Here is a 19958-nt window from a genome sequence, read left to right on the forward strand (position 1 = left end):
GGTATGGAACTTGCGGCGACGTTGGGCGCAGGGGCCGGTGCGACCGGCACCGGGCCCATGCCACTCATAACCGGAGCTATCGATGAACCGAGGCGATTATGGTGACCGCCGGCGCTACGACGCGTCCGACCAGGACCCGCCAGACAACTTTGACGATGAGGCGGTTAGCCGGCAGCGCAGCGCCGGCGCCGATCCGCGCTGGCAGGCCGGCGCGCGGCAGCCGGCCAATGGCTGGTCGACATCGCCCCGTTCGCCAGGCGCGCCGCGTCGCGGCGCCCGCACCGAAGCGCCTGAGGCCAGTGCCCCGCCCGCGCCGCGCGATCCGAACTGGCGTTCGCGCCGGGACTGGCACCAGGGCGGCGGCAACGGCTACGGCGACGACCGGGAACGGCTGTTGCGCACCCAGCGCGAGGAGTGGGGCGCCGGCCGTGCGCCCCGGGACACAGGGCAGGGCGAACACGGTTACATGCCATTCGCCGGCGCGGCGCAATGGGAGCCCATGGATTTCGGGCGCCCCGAGCACGCCGCCGGCCAGCGCCAGGCTTGCGGGCCAAAGGGCTATCACCGCCCGGACGGGCGCATCCAGGACGAGGTGTGCGAACGGCTGGCCCATAGCTGGTTCGATGTGAGCGAGGTCGAGGTGGCCGTCGCGGACGGCATCGTGACACTGAGCGGCAAGGTCAGGGAACGCGGGCAGAAGTACCGCATCGAGGAAGTGGTCGATACGGTGTTTGGCGTGCGGGACGTCGACAACCAGATTCGCGTGGGGCGCGCTTCGACCTCTTCGCAGGACGCCACATGAACCCACCGGACCACGGTCCGACACCCGACGCCCTTACCGCCATGGCCAAGCAAGAAAACGCCAGCGCCGATGCGGCGCGCGACATACGCAAGGGACAGGTCGTCGAATTCATGTCCCGCGAGGCATTCCGCGCGCGCTTTCGTGCCCGCTATTTCGACCCGGCCTTCCGCAAGGAAGACGCATCGATCGACCGGCTGGAGGCGATCGCCTGGGATGCCTATTGCCAGGGCCGCAAGGCGCCCGTGACCGAGAAAGCCGGTGCTGGCGCGGCGGATCCGGACTATGACCTCTCCGTCGAGTGGCGCCAGGCCCGCGATGCCGTGCGCGACGCCGCGCGACGCCACGACGATCCCAACGCGGACCCGCGTGTGCTGCTGGTGATCGGTGCGTCGCGCAACGACTTCACCTGCCCGGGCGAGGTGTCCAAGTCCTGGCGCCTTGCCAGGCTTGCGTGTGCCCGCATGGAGGCCATGGGGATCACGGTCGATACCCTGGACCTGAGCCTGCTGGCTTCGGATCCGGACCGCCATATCCACCCTTGCAAGGGCTGCGTTTCCACCGCCATGCCGTTGTGCCACTGGCCGTGCAGCTGCTATCCGAACCATGCGCTCGGCCAGGTCAACGACTGGATGAACGAGCTCTACCCGCGCTGGGTGGCGGCGCATGGCGTATTGATCGTGACGCCGACCTACTGGTACCAGGCGGCCAGCCCGCTCAAGCTGATGATCGACCGGCTGGTGTGCGCGGATGGCGGCAATCCCGACCCGAGCAGCACGCATGGCAAGACCGTGGCGGAGGCCAAGGCGCTGGAGCTGAAGGGGTGGGATTACCCGAAGCATCTGGCCGGCCGTGTCTACGGACTGATCGTGCATGGGGACGTGGCCGGCGTGGGAAGCGTGCGGCGCGCGCTGGGCGACTGGCTCGGCTGGATGGGGCTGATCGATGCCGGGCCGCTGGCGCAACTCGACCGCTACATCGGCTATTACACGCCGTATGCGACCTCGCACCGCGCGCTGGACGAGGACGCGGGCGTGCAGCGCGAGGCGGAGAACGCCGGCGCCGCCGTGGCGGAGGCGGTCAAGTTGCGGCGTGAAGGAAAGTTGCCGGCCGTAGGCGGCAACCTGGTTGCGCCACGCCCGAAGTAGGCGGAACGTGCGAGCCGGCCGTCGTCAGGCCAGCTGCGGCGCGCAGCAACCGGCGAAGTCGATCTCGCTCTTGCTCTTGCCGCTGGCGTCGTTGGCGGCGTGGATCGTGAGCAGGGCGCCTTCAGCCATGGCCATGCGCACACCCGCGGTGATGGCATCGCCCTGCGAAGGGTAGTCGACGAGGTCGGCGCCGGGGGCATCCGATTGCACTGACCACTGGCCGGCTTCGGTCTGGAATACCTTAACGGAACAACTCTGGCTGGACATATAAGACACCTCCGATGCGAACCCATGCCTGTGTTCTACATGGCAAGGCCCCCGGCTGCCGTCCGCCGGGCTCCTACTTTTGCGTCATCGGAACGGAATGCGGTGCGTTTTGTGGCATTGATGCCACTGGCGGGCCTGGCCGGTGTGCCGCCGGCGACATGGCATGGCAATTCGGGGCGCCGGGACGCTCAGGCCGAAACGGCGCCGCAGTAACCGGGCAGCCGGCGCGCGGCGGTGCTGCGTGCCAGGCGGATGGACTGTGACAACGCCAGCGCGAAGCCGCCGATCGAAGTCAAGTCTTCCGCCACGCGTTCGCGCAGGAAGCCCGCCCAGCGGAAGTCGCCGGCCGCATCGGGAGGCTTGCGATAGGCGCCGGCCTGGCGCGCGAAAGCCGCCAGGCTGCGGTACGCGTCGTCGCGCATGCCCATGACGCTGGCAGGCAGCGCCTTGACGCCCAGCCGCTGCCCGAGTTCGTCGTAGGGGTGCACGTAGCCGAGCGCATCCATGCGCTTCCAGAATGCCGATGGGGAAAGCTTGCTCAAGTCATGCAGGATGCACACGGGCGCCCGGCGATAGCCGAGTTCCATCCATGCCCGGGCCCAATGGTGATGATCGGCGATGAACAGCGTGCCACCCGGACCCATCACGGTCTTGATGCGGTGGCAGCGCAGAAACCGGCGCAGCGCGGCGAGGTCGCCAGGGTCCTGGTGCCGGCGCGTCGCGGTCATCTTGTCGCGCACATGGATGTACCCCAGCGTGAGCTGGGTCGGACGCAGCCGGGCCAGTTCGGCGATCGCCTTGCGCCGTTTAGTCATGGCCGGCGCGCTGCTGGTCGACGTATTGCTCCAGTTCGCTGCCCGGGTCTTCGTTGCCGGTGCTTTCGGAGTCCACCGCTTCGCGCGCCACCGGCTGGGCGGCATCGCGGCGCTGCCCGTGCACGGCGGGGTCGAAATCGGTCCAGCGGCCGCCGTCCCAGTTGCCTTGCGTGCGGTCCAGGTCCATGGCGCCGGCTTCGCGCAGCACGTCGGCGGCGACGGACGGATTGGCCCGGCGCACGCACGCCGCGAGCACCACGCGCGGCGTCACGCCCGCGTGCCGGGCCTCCGGCGCGGCAGAGAGGATCGAGACATCCCAGACGGAAAAACCGTGCGCGTACAGGGCGCGCGCGGCATCTTCGGCGCTGGCGACGGTCTCGAATCGTCCGAATACGATCGGTGACATGGCTGCTCTCCTGCTGCAATCGAAAATCTGTGCCGCCAGGGCTGCCCCGGCGGAGCGGATGCTGCTATCCGTTCACCACCTCGCCACCGTTGATATGCAGGATCTGCCCGGTGATATAGCTGGCGGCGTCGGACGCCAGGAACACAAAGCCCGCGGCGACCTCGAACGGCTGGCCCGGGCGGCCCATGGGCGTCTTCTTGCCGAATTCCTCGACCTCTTCGGCGCTGAACGTGGACGGGATCAGCGGCGTCCAGATCGGGCCGGGGGCCACGCCATTGACCCGGATGCCGCGCCCGACGACCTGCAGCGCCAGCGAGCGCGTGAACGACACGATCGCGCCCTTGGTGGCCGAGTAGTCGAGCAGGTGCGCGCTGCCGCGGTACGCGGTGACCGAGGTGGTGTTGAGGATGGCCGAGCCCTTCTTCAGATGCGGCAGCAGCACCCGCGTGAGCTGGAACATCGCGAAGACGTTGGTGCGGAACGTGGCTTCCACCTGCTCTGCGTCGACGTCTTCCAGCGACGGCTTCGGATGCTGCTCGGCGGCGTTGTTGACCAGGATGTCGAGGCGGCCGTAGGCGTCGATCACGAGCGCGGCGACGGCCTCGGCATGGCTGCCGTCGGCGAGATCGCCAGCCAGCGACACGCATTTGCGTCCGGCTTGCTCGACCAGCCTGACGGTCTCGCGCGCGTCGGCATGCTCGTTCAGGTACGCGATGGCGATATCGGCGCCCTCGCGCGCGAAAGCCACGGCAATGGCGCGGCCAATGCCGCTGTCGCCGCCGGTGACGAGCGCGATCTTGCCGGCGAGCCGGCCGCTGCCGACATAGTCATCGGCACCGCTGTCTGGCTGCGGGTGCATGGGGCTTTGCAGGCCCGGCTGCCGGTCCTGGTGTTGCGGAGGAAGGTCTTTGGGCGTCGACATGGCGTGCTCCTGAAAGCGGCGTTTCGACGGGCCTCGCGCAAGTTCCATGCCTCGGCGCGGCACTGCGTCACTGTGCGGCTGGCGAGGCAGACTGCCGTAAGCCTTACACCTGCATGGAAATCCTTACCGCAGCCCGACGCCGGTGTGAAGGAACTGCCGTTGTGATGCTCGCCACGCCGCCGCGAATGCTCAGGGGCACGGTTCTTGCGGTGTGCTGGTACTCGATGCGGTCCGGCGGGAGGCAGCCCGCCCGACCACGATTGCAAGGAGGCTAGACATGTTCAACTTCCGCAAGGGCCGCGGCAGCGGCAGCGAAGGCGGCGACTACGGGCGGCAGGAGCAGCAAAGAAAGGGTGAGCAAAGACACGGTGCCGGGCACGACGAAGGCCAGGGCAGCGGCTCCGAGGACTGGGGCCAGGAGTGGGGCGAGGACTGGCGCGGCGAATCTTCGCGCGGCAGTGCCTGGCACCAGCAGGACACGCCGGCAGGCCAGCCGCGCGGCAGCTGGGGTGAACAGGGCTACGGCGCCGCCGACATGGGCGGCCGCGGCAATCCCTACAGCGACACCTATGGCGGCTACCAGCCGTCTGCGCGTGACGGCGGGTACCAGCAGCACGAGCGGCGCTCACAGGGCTCCCAGGGCTCGCAAGGCGCGCAGCGCTCGCAAGGCTCGCAAGGCTCGCAGCGCGAGCACTGGGGGCAGGGCGGCTTCGACTCGGGCAACTATGAAGGCAGCTTCGATTCCGGCGCGGGCAGCAGTAGCGGGCGCGGTGGCCGCGCGATGCACTGGGACGAAGGCATGGCGCGCGACCGCGCACAGCGCGGCGGGCAGCCCGCCTATGGCGGCGGGTATTTCGGTGATTCGCGCAGCGGCGGCCAGTCGTACAGTGGTGGCCAGCGCCTGTATCGCGACGATGCGGGCGACCGCGCCCGCAGCGGCGGCGCCTCAAGTTCCGCGCGGCGGCTGGTCGGGCCCAAGGGCTACCGGCGTCCCGATGAACGCGTGCACGAGGATGTGTGCGAACGGCTGGCGATGAACCCGAACGTCGACGTCTCCGACGTCTCGGTGGAAGTCTCCGATGGCGTCGTCATGCTCGAAGGCACGGTACAGGCCCGGCGCGAAAAATACGCGATCGAGGAAATCGCGGAGGCCGTGTTCGGCGTGAACGAGGTCGAGAACCGGCTGCGCGTGCAGCGCAACCAGGGGACGGAACGCGCGGGTCCCGTAGCGGGCCATCTGGAAGGCGCGGACACGCCGCCCAACCGCACGCTTAACAAGAGTTGAGCCACACGGCACGGCGGCTTGCCCGCCGCGCCATCTCAACGCCGTGCCAGCATGCGCCAACCCCGTGTCCTTCGCGACGACAGCAAGCTCATGATGCCGCTCGACGCCTTGCATCCCACGCAGATCACGATAGGCGCCTACCACGTTGCCCAGAAGGTGCACGTGACGCGCCGCATAGCGCCCGCGCGCAGGCCGGCGTTCCTTGACCGGCATCGCGTGCATGTGATCATCGGCCCGGAGCAGGTGCCCTACGTGGTCGACCATCACCACTGGGTGCGCGCGTGGCACGACCTCGGCCTGACGCACGCACCGGCGATCGTCCGCCGGGACCTGAGCCGGCTCGATGCGCACGCGTTCTGGCAATGGATGGTGGCCAAGCACATGGTGCATCCCTATGACGAGCACGGGCAACGCCGGCCGCTGACCGAGTTGCCGGCGTCCATCCACGACATGCGTGACGACCCGTATCGCAGCCTTGAAGCGTTCGTGCAGCTGGCGGGCGGCTACCGCAAGGTCCGCGAGGCGTATCCCGATTTCCGGTGGGCGGACTTCTTCCGGCGCCACATCGACGGCCCGCTGGACTCGCAGCCGTCCTTCGCGGCCGCGCTGGTGCGCGCGTTTCGCCTGGCCCAAAGTGAAGAGGCCCGGTCACTGCCGGGCTATATCGGCCGGCTGTGTTGACCACGGTCCTGCAGCATTGCCCGGCTTGCAAGCGGGGGATGGAGCCCGTGCAGCTTTCACACGGTCCGCGCTTTCGCCCGCCCGTCGCAGGCGCGCCACGCCGTGGCATGCCCGTTGCATCGGCACGGGGGCGGCAACCGCCGCGTCACCAGACAGTTATGAGGAGACGGAGATGTCAATGTCCAGGATGTTTTGCGCGTCCGCGGCCGTGCTGCTGTTCAGCGGGTCGGTTCTTGCCCAGACCACGCCAGGCTCGCCAGGCGGCGCCGGTGGTACCGCGGGCCCCGGCAGCACGGGTTCCTCCGCCACGAGCGGCGGCACCGCCACCGAACCCGGAACCGGCTATGCCACCACGCCGGGCACCAGGCGTGGTGGCGCCAGTTCGTCGGATACTCGGGGCAGCACGGACGGCACGAGCAGCGCCACTGGCACCGGCGGCGCGCATGGCTCGCGCGATATGAGAGGGTCCAACGGCACGCGGGGTAGCACCGGGGCTCGCAGCGGGACGGGTACGACCCCTGGAACCGGTACGCCAGGCGGAACCGGCATGGGCAGCGGGGCCGGCATGGGCAGCGGCGCCGGCATGGGCACCGGTGCAGGCACGGGAATGGGCGGCGGATCGCCCGGCACGGGCACTGGTGGCGCCGCAGGCACTGGTGCAGGCGCTGGTCCGGGAGGCGGCGGACGCTAAGGTGCTACACAGCCCGCGGGCCGTGGACTTCTACCTTGCCGCCGGGGCGGTCACTTCATCGTCTGCATCGCTTGTGCGGCGCGCGTCTCCAGGGCGGCAAGGGCGCCTCGCAGTACCTGTAGCAACCTGTCGGCCTCCTGATGGTCCTGACCCGCTTCCTTGAGCTTTTTCAACCGACTCTCCTGCGCCTTCACCTTTGCCCTGGTTTCGCCAATGTAGCGATTGAGTACGACTGCGTCTCGGAAGTCGGGCATAGTGGTCTCCCCTTCATGTTCCGGTCATATTGGCGAATTAAACGCCGGCGCAGGTGTCCGAAAACTGTCCGTATTTCGCCCCTTTCGTACAGTGACACGATCAGATCGAGAGCCGCACTTTTATGGGTGTCAGTCAGGCGCGACGGCATTCGCCCCCTGGGATGGGAACGTCACGCGGTGCCCGTCTTCTCCAGCAGTCTGAGCAGCCGTGCTTCGTCCGCGCGAAGGTGTGTCCGGGCGGGACCCGCGGCGCCTTCCGTAGCGTCGGCGAGAAAGGCGTCGATGACCGCGGGATGGACATAGCATTTGCGGCAGACCGCGACGGTATTGCGCAGGCGCTGCGCCACCGTCTTGATGGCGTCGGCCACGGCCTTGCGGCGCTGGGCCTCGGTTGCCGCGGGTGCGCGTGCTGCCTCGCGCAGGAGTGCCAGGGCATGGACGCTGCCGGCCCAGGTACGGAAATCCTTGGCCGTGAAGTCGCCGCCGGTGACATCGCGCAGGTAGGCATTGACGTCGGCGGAGCCGATCTCGCGCACGTCGCCTTCGCTGTCGACATACTTGAACAGGCACTGGCCCGGCAACTCGGCGCAGCTGCGCACGACACGGGCCACGCGTGGATCATTGACCGACACGTCGTGCGTGATGCCGCTCTTGCCGGTGAACTGCAGCCTCAGCTTGCTGCCATGCACGCTGACGTGCCGCCGCCGCAGCGTGGTCAGGCCGTAGGTGCGGTTCTGCTTCGCGTAGCGCGGCGAGCCGACGCGCACCAGCGTGGCGTCGAGCAGGCGCACGACAGCGGCAATGACCTTCTCGCGCGGCATGCCGTTGCGGCCGAGGTCGCGCTCGACCCGCCCGCGCAGCCGCGGCAGGGTCCTGCCAAAGTCGGGCAGGCGCGCATATTTGTCGGTGTCGCGCAGCGCGCCCCAGTCGGCGTGGTAGACGTACTGCTTGCGGCCGCGCGCATCGCGGCCCGTGGCCTGCAGATGCCCGTTGGCGTCGGCGCAGATCCAGACGGATTCATAGGCGGGAGGAATGGCCAGCGCGGCAATGCGGGCGAGCGTGGCGGCGTCGCGCACGCGATTGCCGTGCGCGTCGACATAAGCAAAGCCGCTGCCGCGGCGCCGCCGGGTAATGCCCGGCATGCTGTCGTCGACGTAGTGCAGGCCTGCTTCGCGCAAGGCGGCCCGGGCGTCTTCGTCCATGCCACCCACCAGGGTGGCCTCGGCGCAGCAGCCTTCCGATGCTCGCATTGCTCCGCTCCTTGTGCAGGCCAGCGGCGCACCGGGCGGTGCGCCGGACCATTTCATTGTATGGAGCGGTTGGCGAATGTTCAGTGGGTGCTGTCCTACAGGGGCGCGGACAACGCGGGGACGGATCGAAGCGGCGCGCCCGCGGATCAGCGCGCCGAATCCAGGACTTCGCCGTCCTTCAGCACGGCTTGCGCCTTCATATAGCTTTCGATCAGCAACTGGTAGGCCGGGAAGATCTTCGTGTAGACCTCGGCCCATTGCTGCGCGTCATCACGATGCCAGGTGTGCTGCAGTTCCGAGGCGACGGCTGCCGTGTCCATCGGTACGACGCCGGCCTGCACCACGCGCGCCAGCGTGATCTCCTGCGCCATCTTCGAGTACGTGCCCGAGGCGTCGACCACCGCAAAGACCTTGTAGCCGTCGGCCACCGCGCTGATGGCCGGGAAGGCCATGCATACGCTGGTGATGGTGCCGGCGATGATCAGCGTCTTCTTGCCGGTGGCTTCGATGGCAGCGACGAATTCGGGGTTGTCCCAGGCGTTGATCTCGCCCTTGCGTGCGACGTATTTCGCGTGCGGGGCGTTTTCGTGGATCTCGGGGATCAGCGGGCCGTTCGGCCCTTGCGGCACCGAGGCGGTGGTGATGACGGGCAGTTTGCTAAGCGTCGCCATCTTGGCCAGCGCGGCGGCGCGCTGGCGCAGTTCGGGCATCGGCATGTCGCCTACGGTCTGGAACAGGCCGCTCTGGTGGTCGATCAGCAGCATGGCGGTATCGGCCGGGTCAATGACGGGGCGCTTGCCGTTGAAGTTGGCAGGGCTGCTCATGGTGAATCTCCTTGAACGTTGGGTGCCTGGGCACAGGCTGTCGTTGAAGCCCGCCACCGGTCGGCGGCGGGCGATAGGGCGTGAGCGAGGCCCACGGAAACTAGGTGTTGGCGGGCTGGCAAGCCATGCTGGCGAAGCGGCCGCTGTTGAGGTCGCCCAGCGCCTGCTGGATTTCCTGCTCGGTGTTCATCACGAACGGGCCATAGCCGACGATCGGTTCATCGATCGGCTCGCCGGCCAGCAGGATCACCGTGGCATCGGTGCTGGCTTCGACACAGGTGCCTTCGCCGGCGCGGTCCAGCAGGACCATCTGCGCTTCGCCGGCAACGGTGTCGCCATTGACGCGCACGGTGCCGCGCAGCACGATCAGCGCGGCGTTCCAGCCATCGGGCACCGGCAGCTCGCTGATGCCGCCCTGGTTCAGGCGCATGTCCCACACCTGCAGCGGCGTGAAGGTGTGCGCGGGTCCGGCGTGGCCGTCGAAGCCACCGGCGATCACGCGCACGGTTCCCGCACCGGCCGGGAGCGCCACGGCGGGAATGTCGTCGCTGGTGATGGCCTGGTAACCCGGCATCGCCATCTTGTCGCGCGCCGGCAGGTTCACCCACAACTGCACCATCTCGAGCGGTCCGCCGGATTCGGAGAACGCCTTTGAATGGAACTCTTCATGCAGGATGCCCGCGCCAGCCGTCATCCACTGCACGTCGCCGGGGCCGATCACGCCGCCCCGGCCGGTCGAGTCGCGGTGCGCGACTTCGCCCTTGTAGACGATGGTCACGGTCTCGAAGCCGCGGTGCGGATGCACGCCCACGCCACGCGGCTGGCTGGTCGGCGTGAAGTCGGCCGGGCCGGCGTAGTCCAGCAGCAGGAACGGGCTGAGCTGCTTGCCGTGGCTCTGGTAGGAAAACATCGAACGGACCGGGAAGCCATCGCCTACCCAGTGGGGACGCGGAGCGCTGTAGACCCCGAGGATTCTCTTCATTGCCATCTCCTTTTTGTTTCGCTGACCAGCGGTGCCGGGTCGATGGAGAAAGCATAGAACTGGGACGAAGCGAGTTGTAGACGCCAGAATCCGTTATCAGAGTTCTACCAGTGGAACGATGAAGGGGGTGCCAATGCCTCCGCCGCGATCCGCGGTCGCGACGCCGGCACCCGGGGATGTCAGCGCGGTTGCAGGCGCCAGCCGCGCAGCATCGCACCGAGACGCTTCAGCGCACGCCACCGCAGGCGTCCCGGGCTGGACAGGTCGCGCATGGCGCGCAGGCGGTCGGCGTCGTGCGCGGCGACGTCAGGGTGGCGGAAGTCAGGCAGCAGGATCGAGAACTTCATGGCAGGTCTCCGATGGGATTCCCGATCCGGCGCCAACGCTCAGTACTGCGGCGGCCGGAAGCGGGAGCTTGCGGGAACGGCGCGCGGGCAGGGCCCGGTGCGCGCCGGCTTTGGTAAGGGACTACAAGGGTCGTCGGGCATGGAAAGCTCCGGTTCGGGTGGATCGGCATGGGCCGACGCGCGTGCCGGCAAGGCACGCGCAAGGCGCACGGCTGTGGCCACCGACGGCATGCGTGCGCGTGCCGGCGACAGACCGGGTCGGGCTAAGCGGGCATGCGCGGCGGCTCGCGGCGCGAGCGTGCCGGACATGCGATGCAAATTCGAGTGGTGCGGGAGAAACGTCCGCGGCGAATGCCGCGATCGATGCGCACCGTCAGGCAATTCCTGCCAGACGGTGGCCCTGCGATGCCGTGCTGGCGCAAGCGTCAGCAGTGCGGAGGGATGCGGGTCTGGCGAGGGTTACCGGTGATGTCCGTCAGGACAACTGGCTGAGTCCAATTGGAACCCCAAGGCTTTAAAACAGCGCGCAGTCTAGCCCTGCAGTCAGGGTGCGTCAACCTTCGCGGTCCGGTGAAAGTGCCGGACGCCGCGCACATGGCAAAAACCGTCAGCCGTGCTGGTGCAATCGGCTATTGCCGCGTGCAGGCCGCTGGCACACACTCGTGCGGCACAGGCGGGTGCCTCGCTGCACCGCGCCGCAGAACAGCTATGACAAGGTTGGAGACACCATGCGCAACTACACCGAAGCCTTTGCCGGATTCTCATACCCGGACTCCGTCAGCCGCCAGCTGCACGGCAATCTCGATGCCATCAATGCCTGCGTGGAGTGTTGCGACCGGCATGCGCTGCCGGGCCGCATCGCCCTGTTCTGGGAAGGGCGGGACGGGGCCTCCGAGACCTGGACGTTCACGCAACTGCAGGCGCTCTCCGCGCAGGTGGCGGGCTTCCTGAAGGCGCAGGGCGTGCAACCGGGCGACCGCGTGGCCGGCCTGCTGCCGCGCACGCCGGAGCTGCTCGCCACCATCCTCGGCGTGTGGCGTGCCGGCGCGGTCTACCAGCCACTGTTCACCGCGTTCGGGCCCAAGGCCATCGAGCACCGGCTGAACACCTCGGGCGCCAAGCTGGTGGTGACCGACGGTGCCAACCGCGGCAAGCTCGACGATGTCGCCGACTGTCCTCCCATCGTCACCGTGGCCGGCGAGAAGGGCCGGGGCCTGGTGCGCGGCGATTTCAGTTTCTGGGCCGAAGTGGAGCGCCAGCCCGCGCAGTTCGAGCCCGTCATGCGGCGCGGCGACGATCCGTTCCTGATGATGTTCACCTCGGGCACCACCGGCCCGGCCAAGCCGCTGCAGGTGCCGCTGAAGGCTATCGTGGCGTTCGCGGGCTATATGCGCGACGCGGTCGACCTGCGCGAGCAGGACGCCTTCTGGAACCTGGCCGATCCCGGCTGGGCCTATGGGCTGTACTACGCGGTGACCGGACCGCTCGCGCTGGGCCATCCGACCACGTTCTACGACGGCCCGTTCACGATCGAAAGCACATGCCGCGTGATCCGGAAATACGGCATCACCAACCTGGCCGGGTCGCCGACCGCCTACCGATTGCTGATCGCGGCAGGCAAGGCGGTGTCGGGACCGCTGCGGGGCCAGTTGCGCGTGGTCAGCAGCGCCGGCGAGCCGCTCAACCCGGAAGTCATCCGCTGGTTCGCCAACGAGCTGGGCGTGACCATCCATGACCACTATGGCCAGACCGAAACCGGCATGGTGCTGTGCAATCACCACGCGCTGGCGCATACGGTACGCATGGGCGCGGCCGGCTTTGCCAGCCCGGGCCACCGCGTGGTGGTGCTGGACGACGAGCACCACGAACTCCCCGCGGGCCAGCCGGGCACGCTGGCGCTGGATCTCACGCAGTCGCCGATGTGCTGGTTCCCCGGCTACCACGGCACGGCCACGCGCGCCTTTGTCGGCAACTACTACCTGACGGGCGATTCCGCCGAACTCAACGACGATGGCAGCATCAGCTTCATCGGCCGTGCCGACGACGTCATCACCACCTCGGGCTACCGGGTCGGGCCGTTCGACGTGGAGAGCGCGCTGATCGAGCATCCGGCCGTGGTCGAAACCGCCGTGATCGGCAAGCCCGATCCGGAGCGCACGGAACTGATCAAGGCCTTCGTCGTGCTCGATCCGCAATACCGGCCGACGCCGGAACTGGCCGAGGAATTGCGCCTGCATGTGCGCAATCGCCTGGCGGCCCACGCCTACCCGCGCGAGATCGAGTTCCTGGCGGAACTGCCCAAGACGCCTAGCGGCAAGGTCCAGCGCTTTATCCTGCGCAACCAGGAGGTCGCCAAGGTGCGCGACGCGCAGGGCGGCGCCCCGGCGGCCTGACGCCGCCAACGGCCCGCCAACGCGTCAGGAAGGCCGCCATACCGCTTCCTATAATGGGGAGGCGGCGCCGGCCTGCTACGGGTCATCGGCAGCAGGCCGGCGCCGCGCCAGGCGTGCCGGCAGGCAGGGGCGCGCTCCTTCCCAGCTCCAGACCATCAGGCGAGGCAGACATCATGCAGAGTAGCGAAGCGGTGCTGACGCAGGCGCGCGCAGCATTGGCACATGTGCCTTATCAGGGTCACCACCTCCATCCCGAGATCCATTTGCGGCTGTCCGACGGCGCGCTGATCCTGGAAGGCGAGGTGGCGGACATTGTCGACAAGACGCGTGCGGCCGCCCTGGTGCGGCGCGTGGATGGGGTGACCAGCGTAATCGACCACCTGCGCGTGGCCGACGGCGCCACACCGGTAGGGGACGGCGAGCTGCGCGATGCGGTCTGCGAGCGCTTGCTGAACGCTATCGATTTCCGCAATTGCAAGATCTGCGCAAAGGTGAAGGGACAGCTCGAGCCCATGCGCGAGGCCGTGGGCGAGCGCAGCGGCTGGATCGAGGTGGCCGCCAGCAACGGCGTGGTCACGCTGAGCGGGCAAGTCATCAGCCTGTCGCATATGCGCCTGGCCGGCGTGCTGGCGTGGTGGTCGCGCGGTTGCCGCTGCGTCGTCAATGAACTGGTGGTGGCACCGGCCGAGACCGATCGCGATGACGAGATCACCGAAGCGCTGATGCTCGTGCTGGAAACCGATCCGTTCGTCGATGCGGGCCGCATCACCGCTCGCACCGAGAACCATGTCGTGACGCTCGAAGGCTATGCGGCGACCGACTATGCGCGCAAGCAGATCGAGCGCGACGCCTGGTATGTGCATGGCGTGGAGAACGTCGTCAACCATATCGCGCTGCGAAACTGAGCGGCGGTCCGCTGGATCGCGGTGTTCGTGGGGCGGCGCCGGGACCGGCGTTGCCCCACGGTCCGTTCTGGTTTTATGCGAGAGGTTGAGGCTGCCAGCGCCTGAACCGTTGCTCGATGACTTGGGTTCCCCATTGCGATCCCACGAATTCATCGGTCAATTGAAAACCGAATGACTCGTAAAGATGGCGGGCCGCATCCAGCCCTTTGAACGTCCAGAGGTATGTCTCGCGGAAGCGCTCGTCGGCAAATTTCATCGCGTGCGACATCAACTGCCGTCCGATACCCGTGCCACGCAGTGAATCGTCGACGATGAACCAGCGCAAATGGGCGATGCCCGTTTCGTTGTCTCCATCGATGGCAACCGAGGCGAGAGAGCGGCCATGTTCGGCGTACAGCCACAGAGCCTTGCCAGCCGCGGGCAGCGTGCCGGCAAACTCCGCAAGCTCTGTCGCCACCTTCTGCTCGAAGAACGCGCCGAAGCCCCAATGCGCCGAATAAAACCGTGCGTGCAAGCTTGCGATATCGCCAATGCAGCCGGGGCGGTAGCCCTCCAGAACCGGTGCGATGTCGGCGTCTCCGCCGGCAGTCTTGACCGCATTGTCTTGCGTGAGCGCGTCGGCGTACAGCGCGAGAGAACGAACCAGGGCCTGCTGGTCGGCGGGAACCATCCGTCGCAGCGCGCTGGAAACCTGGTCGGTTGCGAAGCGGTCGATTTTCTTGCGGAGCGTCTGTCCTGCGCCGGTCAAATAGAGCTCGGACGACCGGCCATCATCGATTGCGGTCTTGCGCATGACCAGCCCGCTACGCTCCAGCCTCGCGAGCTGTCGGCTCGTGTTTGATTTATCCAGGCGCAGGATATTGCCCAGCGCCTTTGCGCTGATGCCAGGGGTCGTCCCGATTTCTATGATCGCGTGAACCGCGGACGGCGCAAGGTCACTATCGGCCAGGGTGGTTCGCATGAAACCCAGTTCGCGAACGAGCCTTCGGGAGAATTCGCGAAGCTCCAGAATTGTCGCTTCACGGGATTTGGCCGGGATGTCGACGAGATCCATGGACTGATTCCAATGAGTTGCGATCCGCAATCAATATAGTTGCGGATCGCAACTCAATCAAGTCCGGCCTTACCGAGATGACTGGAGCGGGCAGGGCGCCGTTACAACGGTGCGGGCGTCGTCGCGGGTGCTGCCGGCGCGGCCGGCTTCTTCTCACTGGTCCCGCTGTACGCGAAGTACTTCGCTTTGGCGCCCTTGGCCCAGTACGCGACGGTGAAATGCTTGCCATCGCGCGCAGACAGCAGCTCAAGGCTGCCGTTGGCCGCCGCCCATTCGGCATAGGCGTTCTCGGCATTGGCTTCGGTCCTGCGTTTGGACTCGTAGCGCGCGTCGAGCTTGCCGGTCACCTCTTGCAGTGCCGAGCGCTCGAAGGTCAGGCTGATCAGGGCTACGGTGTCCTGGGCATCGCAGTTGACGATCGCGCGGCTCAGGCCCGGCAGGTTGAACCGGTCGAGATTGCGGAGTTCGATGGCGTCTCCGCCGGCCCATGGCGCCTTGCCGGTCGTCACGCGGTTCGGGCCGGGTGTCAGCCGGGCGCAGTGCGTCTTGCCGAGTTCCAGGCCGAGCGGTGCGGCCAGGTTGCCCGGCGTTTCGGCACAGGCGATGGACGCCGAAAACGCGGCGGCGAACAGGAAAACCTTCTTCATTCGGGCAATCCTCCGGGCGGAATCTGTAGAGTCTTACGGCGCTTTGATGCGGTCACTTGATATCCGGACGGCCTCAGGCCTTGGCTACCACGTCGATGCGCAGCGCCTGCGCGCCTGCGACGATCGCCAGCAGGCGGTCGACGTTCGGATGGGCGCCGGGGCGATTGCGGGCGTCGAGGGTGTGTTCGGCGAACAGCCCCAGGCCATATTCCGCAGCCTTGGCATCGAGCGTGCCGAAGGCCTGTTGCAGGTAGTGATACACGGCCAGCGAGCCCTGCTTGCCCGGCTGGTTTTCGATGCTGGCCACCACCGCGCCGTTGCCGTCGATCAGGTCGATGCGCGCGACGGCGTCGATCGCGGGCATCTGGGCGAGGTTGTCCTTGAATACAGGGGTGGGCTGGATCACTGAAGCACTCCGTTGGTTGGTAAAACGGGGCGTATCTTATCCGATCCCGGACGAGCCCCGGCCCCTTGCGCGGCCCGCGGACCGCGCAAGGGGGACAGGAGCGTTACTGCCGGGGCCCGGCGGCGGTGGCTTCGGGTTTGCGGTGGGTCGCCATGTGATGGAAATAAGCGAGCAGGTCCCGGAGTTCGGCATCGGGCAGCGTCTGCGGGTCGATCGACGGCATGCGGGCCTCGGGCCACCAGCGCAGCGACTGCGGATTGCGGATCAGCCCCGCGAGCTTGTCGTCGCCCAGATATTCGACCGGGCTGTATGGCAGGTTCAGGTCCGGGCCGAGGTGGGAATCGCCCTCGCGGTTCAGCGAATGGCAGGACAGGCAGACGCGCTGGAACGCCGCAAAGCCGCGCATGACCGGGCCATCGGCGGGCAGCCCCGCGGCCGGACGGATGGCCGGATAGCGCGCGGCGGGTGAAGCGGCAATGTCGATGCGCTCGATGTTGTAGGTCCAGTAGCTCTCGGTGACCTTTCCGGCGCGTCCGGCCGGACCGGTCCAGACCAGCCGGAACGGTCCGATGCCCTGGCCCTTGAGCTTTGGCCACGGCGCTGCGGGATTCTCGACCGCCAGCCACGCACGCGGCTGCGCCTTGCCCTCGGCCAGCAGCATGGCCATCGGCAGGTGCGACACGTAGCCGTCAGAGGCTGCCGTGGTGGCGCTGCCATCGGCCGTCACCGGCAGGCCGACGAGCAGGGCTGCGAACGGGATAGCCTTGAGGGTCACGCGCAGCTTCAGGTTCTCGTCGTCGACGCTGATATCGGCGAGGCGGCGATCATGCAACAGTTGCTCGACCGTCCAGCTTCGTTGCTGTGTGCCTGACGTAATGGTCAGCGTACCGGGGCCGGCCGCGACCGCCAGCGTTGACATGCCGACTGCCATGGCGGCCGCGAAGCCAATCTTGCCCAACGTCCTTGCTATCCACGCGTTCATGCCTTGGTCTCCCGCGCCCGGGATCATGCCGCCGGCCCCCTGGCCGCGGTCCTGTCCGGACTGATTCTCCCGGGGTCGGGGACCCTGGGGCGGATCAGACTGTAACCCGCCGCGCGCGTTGGCTCAATTGGTTGAGGGGCACCGTTACCATGGTAACGGGCCAATTCGTTTGGCTACCGCACGATGTCGATCAACCCGGCGCGTGACTTGCTGCCAGTCGGGCTGGCCGGCACCTTCGACCAGGTGTTGGTGACCCATCCCGGCAAGAAGACCGGCAACCTCGCCAGGGCATATCGCCTTCGAGATGCTCAAGGCGCGCACGCAGATCCAGGGCACCCACGTCCCCTACAAGGGCAATGCTCCGGCGCTCAGCGACGTGCTGGCGGGGCAGGTGCCGGCGGGCTTCCTCGCCACGCCCACGGCGGTGCAGTACATCCGCAGCGGCAAGCTGGCGCCGCTGGCCGTGTCAGGGCTCAAGCGCGATCCGCTGCGGCCCGATGCGCCCACGGTGGCGGAAACCGGGGTGTCCGGCTTCGAAGCCGAATTCGCTTTCGTGATGCTGGTGCCGGCCGCGACGCCGTCGCCGATCCGCGTGCGCTGGGAGCAGGAACTCAAGGCAGTGTTTGCCGATGGCGACTTCCAGCAGACGCTGCTGTCCCAGGGCGTGCGGCCCCAGGCGACGGACGGCACCCAGGGCGCGCAGTGGCTGGCTGCGGGCAGCAAGCGCTGGGGCGAGCTGATCCGCAAGCTGGGCGTATCGCTGGAGTGATCCGCCTGGCATCGGGGATATCGGGGCAGGGACGGTGGCGCGAGGCGGCTCCGTCCCTGCGGCGCGGCTCAGTGCTGCAAGGCCGCTACCATGCCCCCCACGTTGTTGATCGTGTTGGTCACGGTCTTCATGTCGACGCTGGTGCGGGTCGAGGCGTCGGCCTGCGTGACCGGTGCGAAGATCGTGTTGGGGCTGGCAAACGAAACGCCCGCGCCGTTGGTGATGGCATTGATGCCGGAGTTCACGAAGACGCTGCCACCGCGTACGGCGCCCATCTTGGCGTGGTCAAGGTCTTGTTCGAGCGGCAGGTTCTGGATGGTCAAGGACATGATGGTCTCCTGGGAAGGTGGTGCGAAATGGGTGCGGGATCAGTGCTGCAGCGCCTGGACGATGCCGCCGACGTTGTTGAGCATGTTGTTGACGGTCTTCATGTCGACGCTGGTGCGGGTCGACGCATCGACTTGCGTGACCGGCGCCACGATCGTGTTCGGGCTGGCGAACGAGACGCCCGAGCCGCCGGTGATGGCATTGATGGCGGAATTGACGAAGACGCTGCCGCCGCGCACGGCGCCCATTTTGGCGTGGTCGAGGTCTTGTTCGAGGGGCAGGTTCTGGATGGTGAGGGACATGATGTAGCTCCTTGATGGTCCGGTCTGGCTTTCGGTGGTGAGCATCAGATGTTGCGCTCGGAGGGATATACGCATGGGGTATGCCAGGGCGTCGCCGGCAACGGCATCGCGCTATCAAGTCATTGAAATAAAAAGATAAACCGCCAATCTCCGTGCGCGAAGGGGACGGCATGGCCGGTCCCGCTGTTTGCCCGGCACCGACACTGGAGTGCGAGCGTGTTCGCGGCAGGCCGACACCTGCGTGGCGTCCGTCGAATCGCGAGCCGATTCGCGGAACGATTTGCCCGCAGCCGAGCATTGCTGGGGTCTGCCTGATACTGAACCGCGCGACGCCGAAGCGCCGCGCGGTGGTGGGGATACGGCGCGTCGGTGGCTTATGCCACGGCCTGCGCGTCCCTCTTCACGTTAATCAGCGTGAACACGAGCGTGCCGGTCTTCGACTGGGTCTCTTCATCACGCAGGAGCTTGACTAAACCGGTTGGCGGCCAGTCGTCAGCGCGGCCATCGGCTCATCGGTTGTCTCCGGAAATCGGTGATGGACAAAGAAAATCGCCCATCAAGGGGCGATCTTTGCAGCAATTGGAGCCGCGCGGAGCGTGCGGGTAGTGGCGGCAGAGTGGTGGGCGACCTCGCTAGCTCTGCCTACCGCCGCCGCTCAATGCTGCAGGGCCGCGACCATGCCGGCCAGGTTGTTGATGGTGTTCGTCACGCTCTTCATGCCGACCGCCAAACCTTGATCGTCTTTCGGAAAAGGCCAGCTCGCGAACTCCGCCTTTTCGCATTAAAACGCCTTGGACAGCTCAAGCCCACCATAAAAGGCACGCGGGATTCCTGCTGTTTTCTTCGCGCCGCCAAAAAACCCGAGATTCAGATCCTTGCCGACGGAGATGCCCGTCAGCACAAGTCCGCCCTGCGTGGCATGGTAAAAAGGATCGCCGTGCTTGATCAACTCCACGCCGGCCCAGGCCTTGCCGAAAACCTTGTAGAGCAGGCGCCCTCGCGCCCAGTAAGCCTTCGGTCCAAAGTTGTAGCTCCCGATGCCATTGACCGCCCAGTTTTGCGCGAACTCCTGCTGACCCAGCACGGTCAGCGCCAGTCCCCATTCGCCGCCGTCATTACGATTGTCAGCGCCCTCGGGAGATACCCGGTTGTAGCGATACCGCGCCCCGACCGTGGCCTCTGCCCACCCGGTTTGCCAGCCGTTCTTCACGCCGATCGCAGCTTCCGCGGACTGTCCGTTCACGGAGACGGTGGTCCCGTTGGAATCGTACTTGTAGTGGTAATCGCTGACCACGAACTTCTGGGTCAGGAATGATACCGGCAGGAGATTGTCGCTAACACCTACGTACTCGCCGCGCTCGCCGCCACCCGCAAAGCTTGCGCCCCCGAACACGAATGGACCTGCTGTTGCCGGCATCGAAGCCAGCAGCGAGGCTCCTCCGAGAAGCATTGCGGCGAGCAGCCGGCGTGCGGCGCCATGGCGCGTGAACTGCGTCATAAAG

General features: G+C 67.2%; 24 protein-coding genes. 8 read left to right on the plus strand and 16 right to left on the minus strand.

The features are described from left to right. The first annotated feature begins 82 nt into the window (after positions 1–82). Together ACIGJC_RS21065 and ACIGJC_RS21070 are read left to right on the plus strand one after the other, a co-directional pair. A complete protein-coding gene (locus ACIGJC_RS21065) occupies positions 83–802 on the plus strand; it encodes a BON domain-containing protein (RefSeq protein ID WP_483714102.1) in 720 nt (239 codons plus the stop codon). Between the two features lie 41 nt (positions 803–843). Next, the gene (locus ACIGJC_RS21070) at positions 844–1947 is read left to right on the plus strand and encodes a flavodoxin family protein (RefSeq protein ID WP_483714492.1); all 1104 of its coding nucleotides are present in this window, start codon (positions 844–846) and stop codon (positions 1945–1947) included. A 24-nt stretch (positions 1948–1971) separates the two neighbouring features. Here the strand turns inward: ACIGJC_RS21070 and ACIGJC_RS21075 are convergent, their stop codons facing one another. The 4 genes from ACIGJC_RS21075 to ACIGJC_RS21090 all read right to left on the minus strand — a co-directional run bounded on the left by ACIGJC_RS21075 (position 1972) and on the right by ACIGJC_RS21090 (position 4357). Continuing rightward, the gene (locus tag ACIGJC_RS21075) at positions 1972–2214 is read right to left on the minus strand and encodes a DUF2188 domain-containing protein (RefSeq protein WP_483714103.1); all 243 of its coding nucleotides are present in this window, start codon (positions 2212–2214) and stop codon (positions 1972–1974) included. A gap of 188 nt (positions 2215–2402) precedes the next feature. Then, positions 2403–3029, minus strand: coding sequence for a ParB-like protein (locus tag ACIGJC_RS21080; protein ID WP_483714104.1), 627 nt, complete (start codon positions 3027–3029; stop codon positions 2403–2405). After that, on the minus strand, positions 3022–3435 hold the full coding sequence (locus ACIGJC_RS21085; RefSeq protein WP_483714105.1) for a hypothetical protein: 414 nt from the start codon (positions 3433–3435) through the stop codon (positions 3022–3024). The genes ACIGJC_RS21080 and ACIGJC_RS21085 overlap by 8 nt, the downstream gene beginning before the upstream one ends. A 64-nt stretch (positions 3436–3499) precedes the next feature. After that, the gene (locus ACIGJC_RS21090; RefSeq protein WP_483714106.1) at positions 3500–4357 is read right to left on the minus strand and encodes an SDR family oxidoreductase; all 858 of its coding nucleotides are present in this window, start codon (positions 4355–4357) and stop codon (positions 3500–3502) included. 277 nt (positions 4358–4634) lie between these two features. On the opposite strand from ACIGJC_RS21090, the gene ACIGJC_RS21095 reads away from it, so the two are divergent. The 3 genes from ACIGJC_RS21095 to ACIGJC_RS21105 all read left to right on the plus strand — a co-directional run bounded on the left by ACIGJC_RS21095 (position 4635) and on the right by ACIGJC_RS21105 (position 7014). Further along, complete coding sequence (locus ACIGJC_RS21095; protein WP_483714107.1) at positions 4635–5642, plus strand: BON domain-containing protein; 1008 nt, start codon at positions 4635–4637, stop codon at positions 5640–5642. A 51-nt stretch (positions 5643–5693) separates the two neighbouring features. Next, positions 5694–6323: a ParB-like protein gene (locus ACIGJC_RS21100; RefSeq protein ID WP_483714108.1), complete on the plus strand. Its 630-nt coding sequence runs from the start codon at positions 5694–5696 to the stop codon at positions 6321–6323. Positions 6324–6501: 178 nt separating this feature from the next. Then, a complete protein-coding gene (locus ACIGJC_RS21105) occupies positions 6502–7014 on the plus strand; it encodes a hypothetical protein (protein ID WP_483714110.1) in 513 nt (170 codons plus the stop codon). Between the two features lie 50 nt (positions 7015–7064). On the opposite strand, the gene ACIGJC_RS21110 is transcribed toward ACIGJC_RS21105, so the two are convergent. The 5 genes from ACIGJC_RS21110 to ACIGJC_RS21130 all read right to left on the minus strand — a co-directional run bounded on the left by ACIGJC_RS21110 (position 7065) and on the right by ACIGJC_RS21130 (position 10671). Continuing rightward, positions 7065–7268, minus strand: coding sequence for a hypothetical protein (locus ACIGJC_RS21110; protein ID WP_483714111.1), 204 nt, complete (start codon positions 7266–7268; stop codon positions 7065–7067). A gap of 170 nt (positions 7269–7438) precedes the next feature. Then, positions 7439–8470 (minus strand): DNA topoisomerase IB, encoded by a 1032-nt coding sequence (locus ACIGJC_RS21115; RefSeq protein ID WP_483714493.1) that lies wholly within the window; start codon positions 8468–8470, stop codon positions 7439–7441. A 194-nt stretch (positions 8471–8664) separates the two neighbouring features. Next, the gene (locus ACIGJC_RS21120) at positions 8665–9342 is read right to left on the minus strand and encodes a hydrolase (protein WP_483714113.1); all 678 of its coding nucleotides are present in this window, start codon (positions 9340–9342) and stop codon (positions 8665–8667) included. 100 nt (positions 9343–9442) lie between these two features. Beyond that, positions 9443–10324: a pirin family protein gene (locus tag ACIGJC_RS21125; RefSeq protein ID WP_483714114.1), complete on the minus strand. Its 882-nt coding sequence runs from the start codon at positions 10322–10324 to the stop codon at positions 9443–9445. 179 nt (positions 10325–10503) lie between these two features. After that, positions 10504–10671, minus strand: coding sequence for a hypothetical protein (locus ACIGJC_RS21130; RefSeq protein ID WP_483714115.1), 168 nt, complete (start codon positions 10669–10671; stop codon positions 10504–10506). Positions 10672–11399: 728 nt separating this feature from the next. On the opposite strand from ACIGJC_RS21130, the gene ACIGJC_RS21135 reads away from it, so the two are divergent. Next, positions 11400–13064, plus strand: a complete 1665-nt coding sequence (locus ACIGJC_RS21135) for an AMP-binding protein (protein ID WP_483714116.1) — start codon at positions 11400–11402, stop codon at positions 13062–13064. 173 nt (positions 13065–13237) lie between these two features. Continuing rightward, the gene (locus ACIGJC_RS21140; RefSeq protein WP_483714117.1) at positions 13238–13969 is read left to right on the plus strand and encodes a BON domain-containing protein; all 732 of its coding nucleotides are present in this window, start codon (positions 13238–13240) and stop codon (positions 13967–13969) included. A gap of 73 nt (positions 13970–14042) precedes the next feature. Here the strand turns inward: ACIGJC_RS21140 and ACIGJC_RS21145 are convergent, their stop codons facing one another. The 4 genes from ACIGJC_RS21145 to ACIGJC_RS21160 form a co-directional block, all read right to left on the minus strand. Then, the gene (locus ACIGJC_RS21145) at positions 14043–15023 is read right to left on the minus strand and encodes a bifunctional helix-turn-helix transcriptional regulator/GNAT family N-acetyltransferase (RefSeq protein WP_483714118.1); all 981 of its coding nucleotides are present in this window, start codon (positions 15021–15023) and stop codon (positions 14043–14045) included. 101 nt (positions 15024–15124) lie between these two features. Further along, positions 15125–15670 (minus strand): hypothetical protein, encoded by a 546-nt coding sequence (locus ACIGJC_RS21150; RefSeq protein WP_483714119.1) that lies wholly within the window; start codon positions 15668–15670, stop codon positions 15125–15127. A gap of 73 nt (positions 15671–15743) precedes the next feature. Further along, positions 15744–16076: a DUF2322 family protein gene (locus tag ACIGJC_RS21155; protein ID WP_483714120.1), complete on the minus strand. Its 333-nt coding sequence runs from the start codon at positions 16074–16076 to the stop codon at positions 15744–15746. A 103-nt stretch (positions 16077–16179) separates the two neighbouring features. Then, positions 16180–17058, minus strand: a complete 879-nt coding sequence (locus ACIGJC_RS21160) for a c-type cytochrome (RefSeq protein ID WP_483714121.1) — start codon at positions 17056–17058, stop codon at positions 16180–16182. A 304-nt stretch (positions 17059–17362) separates the two neighbouring features. Here ACIGJC_RS21160 and ACIGJC_RS21165 point away from each other — a divergent pair, with 304 nt between their 5' ends. Then, positions 17363–17827 (plus strand): Bug family tripartite tricarboxylate transporter substrate binding protein, encoded by a 465-nt coding sequence (locus tag ACIGJC_RS21165; RefSeq protein WP_483714123.1) that lies wholly within the window; start codon positions 17363–17365, stop codon positions 17825–17827. 68 nt (positions 17828–17895) lie between these two features. Here the strand turns inward: ACIGJC_RS21165 and ACIGJC_RS21170 are convergent, their stop codons facing one another. From ACIGJC_RS21170 to bcsS, 3 genes are all read right to left on the minus strand, one after another. Next, positions 17896–18156, minus strand: coding sequence for a hypothetical protein (locus ACIGJC_RS21170; RefSeq protein WP_483714124.1), 261 nt, complete (start codon positions 18154–18156; stop codon positions 17896–17898). Positions 18157–18195: 39 nt separating this feature from the next. Then, on the minus strand, positions 18196–18456 hold the full coding sequence (locus ACIGJC_RS21175; protein WP_483714125.1) for a hypothetical protein: 261 nt from the start codon (positions 18454–18456) through the stop codon (positions 18196–18198). Positions 18457–19237: 781 nt separating this feature from the next. Then, on the minus strand, positions 19238–19954 hold the full coding sequence (gene bcsS / locus ACIGJC_RS21180; RefSeq protein WP_483714127.1) for a cellulose biosynthesis protein BcsS: 717 nt from the start codon (positions 19952–19954) through the stop codon (positions 19238–19240). Positions 19955–19958: the final 4 nt, after the last annotated feature.

This window comes from Cupriavidus sp. C3SS-1 (assembly GCF_057073755.1).

Excerpts from the sequence above, each read along its gene's own strand:
- ACIGJC_RS21065 (WP_483714102.1), top strand. The coding sequence starts at position 83 with ATGAACCGAGGCGATTATGGTGACCGCCGGCGCTACGACGCGTCCGAC.
- ACIGJC_RS21070 (WP_483714492.1), top strand. The coding sequence starts at position 844 with ATGGCCAAGCAAGAAAACGCCAGCGCCGATGCGGCGCGCGACATACGC.
- ACIGJC_RS21075 (WP_483714103.1), bottom strand. The coding sequence starts at position 2,214 with ATGTCCAGCCAGAGTTGTTCCGTTAAGGTATTCCAGACCGAAGCCGGC.
- ACIGJC_RS21080 (WP_483714104.1), bottom strand. The coding sequence starts at position 3,029 with ATGACTAAACGGCGCAAGGCGATCGCCGAACTGGCCCGGCTGCGTCCG.
- ACIGJC_RS21085 (WP_483714105.1), bottom strand. The coding sequence starts at position 3,435 with ATGTCACCGATCGTATTCGGACGATTCGAGACCGTCGCCAGCGCCGAA.
- ACIGJC_RS21090 (WP_483714106.1), bottom strand. The coding sequence starts at position 4,357 with ATGTCGACGCCCAAAGACCTTCCTCCGCAACACCAGGACCGGCAGCCG.
- ACIGJC_RS21095 (WP_483714107.1), top strand. The coding sequence starts at position 4,635 with ATGTTCAACTTCCGCAAGGGCCGCGGCAGCGGCAGCGAAGGCGGCGAC.
- ACIGJC_RS21100 (WP_483714108.1), top strand. The coding sequence starts at position 5,694 with ATGCGCCAACCCCGTGTCCTTCGCGACGACAGCAAGCTCATGATGCCG.
- ACIGJC_RS21105 (WP_483714110.1), top strand. The coding sequence starts at position 6,502 with ATGTCCAGGATGTTTTGCGCGTCCGCGGCCGTGCTGCTGTTCAGCGGG.
- ACIGJC_RS21110 (WP_483714111.1), bottom strand. The coding sequence starts at position 7,268 with ATGCCCGACTTCCGAGACGCAGTCGTACTCAATCGCTACATTGGCGAA.
- ACIGJC_RS21115 (WP_483714493.1), bottom strand. The coding sequence starts at position 8,470 with ATGGACGAAGACGCCCGGGCCGCCTTGCGCGAAGCAGGCCTGCACTAC.
- ACIGJC_RS21120 (WP_483714113.1), bottom strand. The coding sequence starts at position 9,342 with ATGAGCAGCCCTGCCAACTTCAACGGCAAGCGCCCCGTCATTGACCCG.
- ACIGJC_RS21125 (WP_483714114.1), bottom strand. The coding sequence starts at position 10,324 with ATGAAGAGAATCCTCGGGGTCTACAGCGCTCCGCGTCCCCACTGGGTA.
- ACIGJC_RS21130 (WP_483714115.1), bottom strand. The coding sequence starts at position 10,671 with ATGAAGTTCTCGATCCTGCTGCCTGACTTCCGCCACCCTGACGTCGCC.
- ACIGJC_RS21135 (WP_483714116.1), top strand. The coding sequence starts at position 11,400 with ATGCGCAACTACACCGAAGCCTTTGCCGGATTCTCATACCCGGACTCC.
- ACIGJC_RS21140 (WP_483714117.1), top strand. The coding sequence starts at position 13,238 with ATGCAGAGTAGCGAAGCGGTGCTGACGCAGGCGCGCGCAGCATTGGCA.
- ACIGJC_RS21145 (WP_483714118.1), bottom strand. The coding sequence starts at position 15,023 with ATGGATCTCGTCGACATCCCGGCCAAATCCCGTGAAGCGACAATTCTG.
- ACIGJC_RS21150 (WP_483714119.1), bottom strand. The coding sequence starts at position 15,670 with ATGAAGAAGGTTTTCCTGTTCGCCGCCGCGTTTTCGGCGTCCATCGCC.
- ACIGJC_RS21160 (WP_483714121.1), bottom strand. The coding sequence starts at position 17,058 with ATGAACGCGTGGATAGCAAGGACGTTGGGCAAGATTGGCTTCGCGGCC.
- ACIGJC_RS21165 (WP_483714123.1), top strand. The coding sequence starts at position 17,363 with ATGCTCAAGGCGCGCACGCAGATCCAGGGCACCCACGTCCCCTACAAG.
- ACIGJC_RS21170 (WP_483714124.1), bottom strand. The coding sequence starts at position 18,156 with ATGTCCTTGACCATCCAGAACCTGCCGCTCGAACAAGACCTTGACCAC.
- ACIGJC_RS21175 (WP_483714125.1), bottom strand. The coding sequence starts at position 18,456 with ATGTCCCTCACCATCCAGAACCTGCCCCTCGAACAAGACCTCGACCAC.
- bcsS (WP_483714127.1), bottom strand. The coding sequence starts at position 19,954 with ATGACGCAGTTCACGCGCCATGGCGCCGCACGCCGGCTGCTCGCCGCA.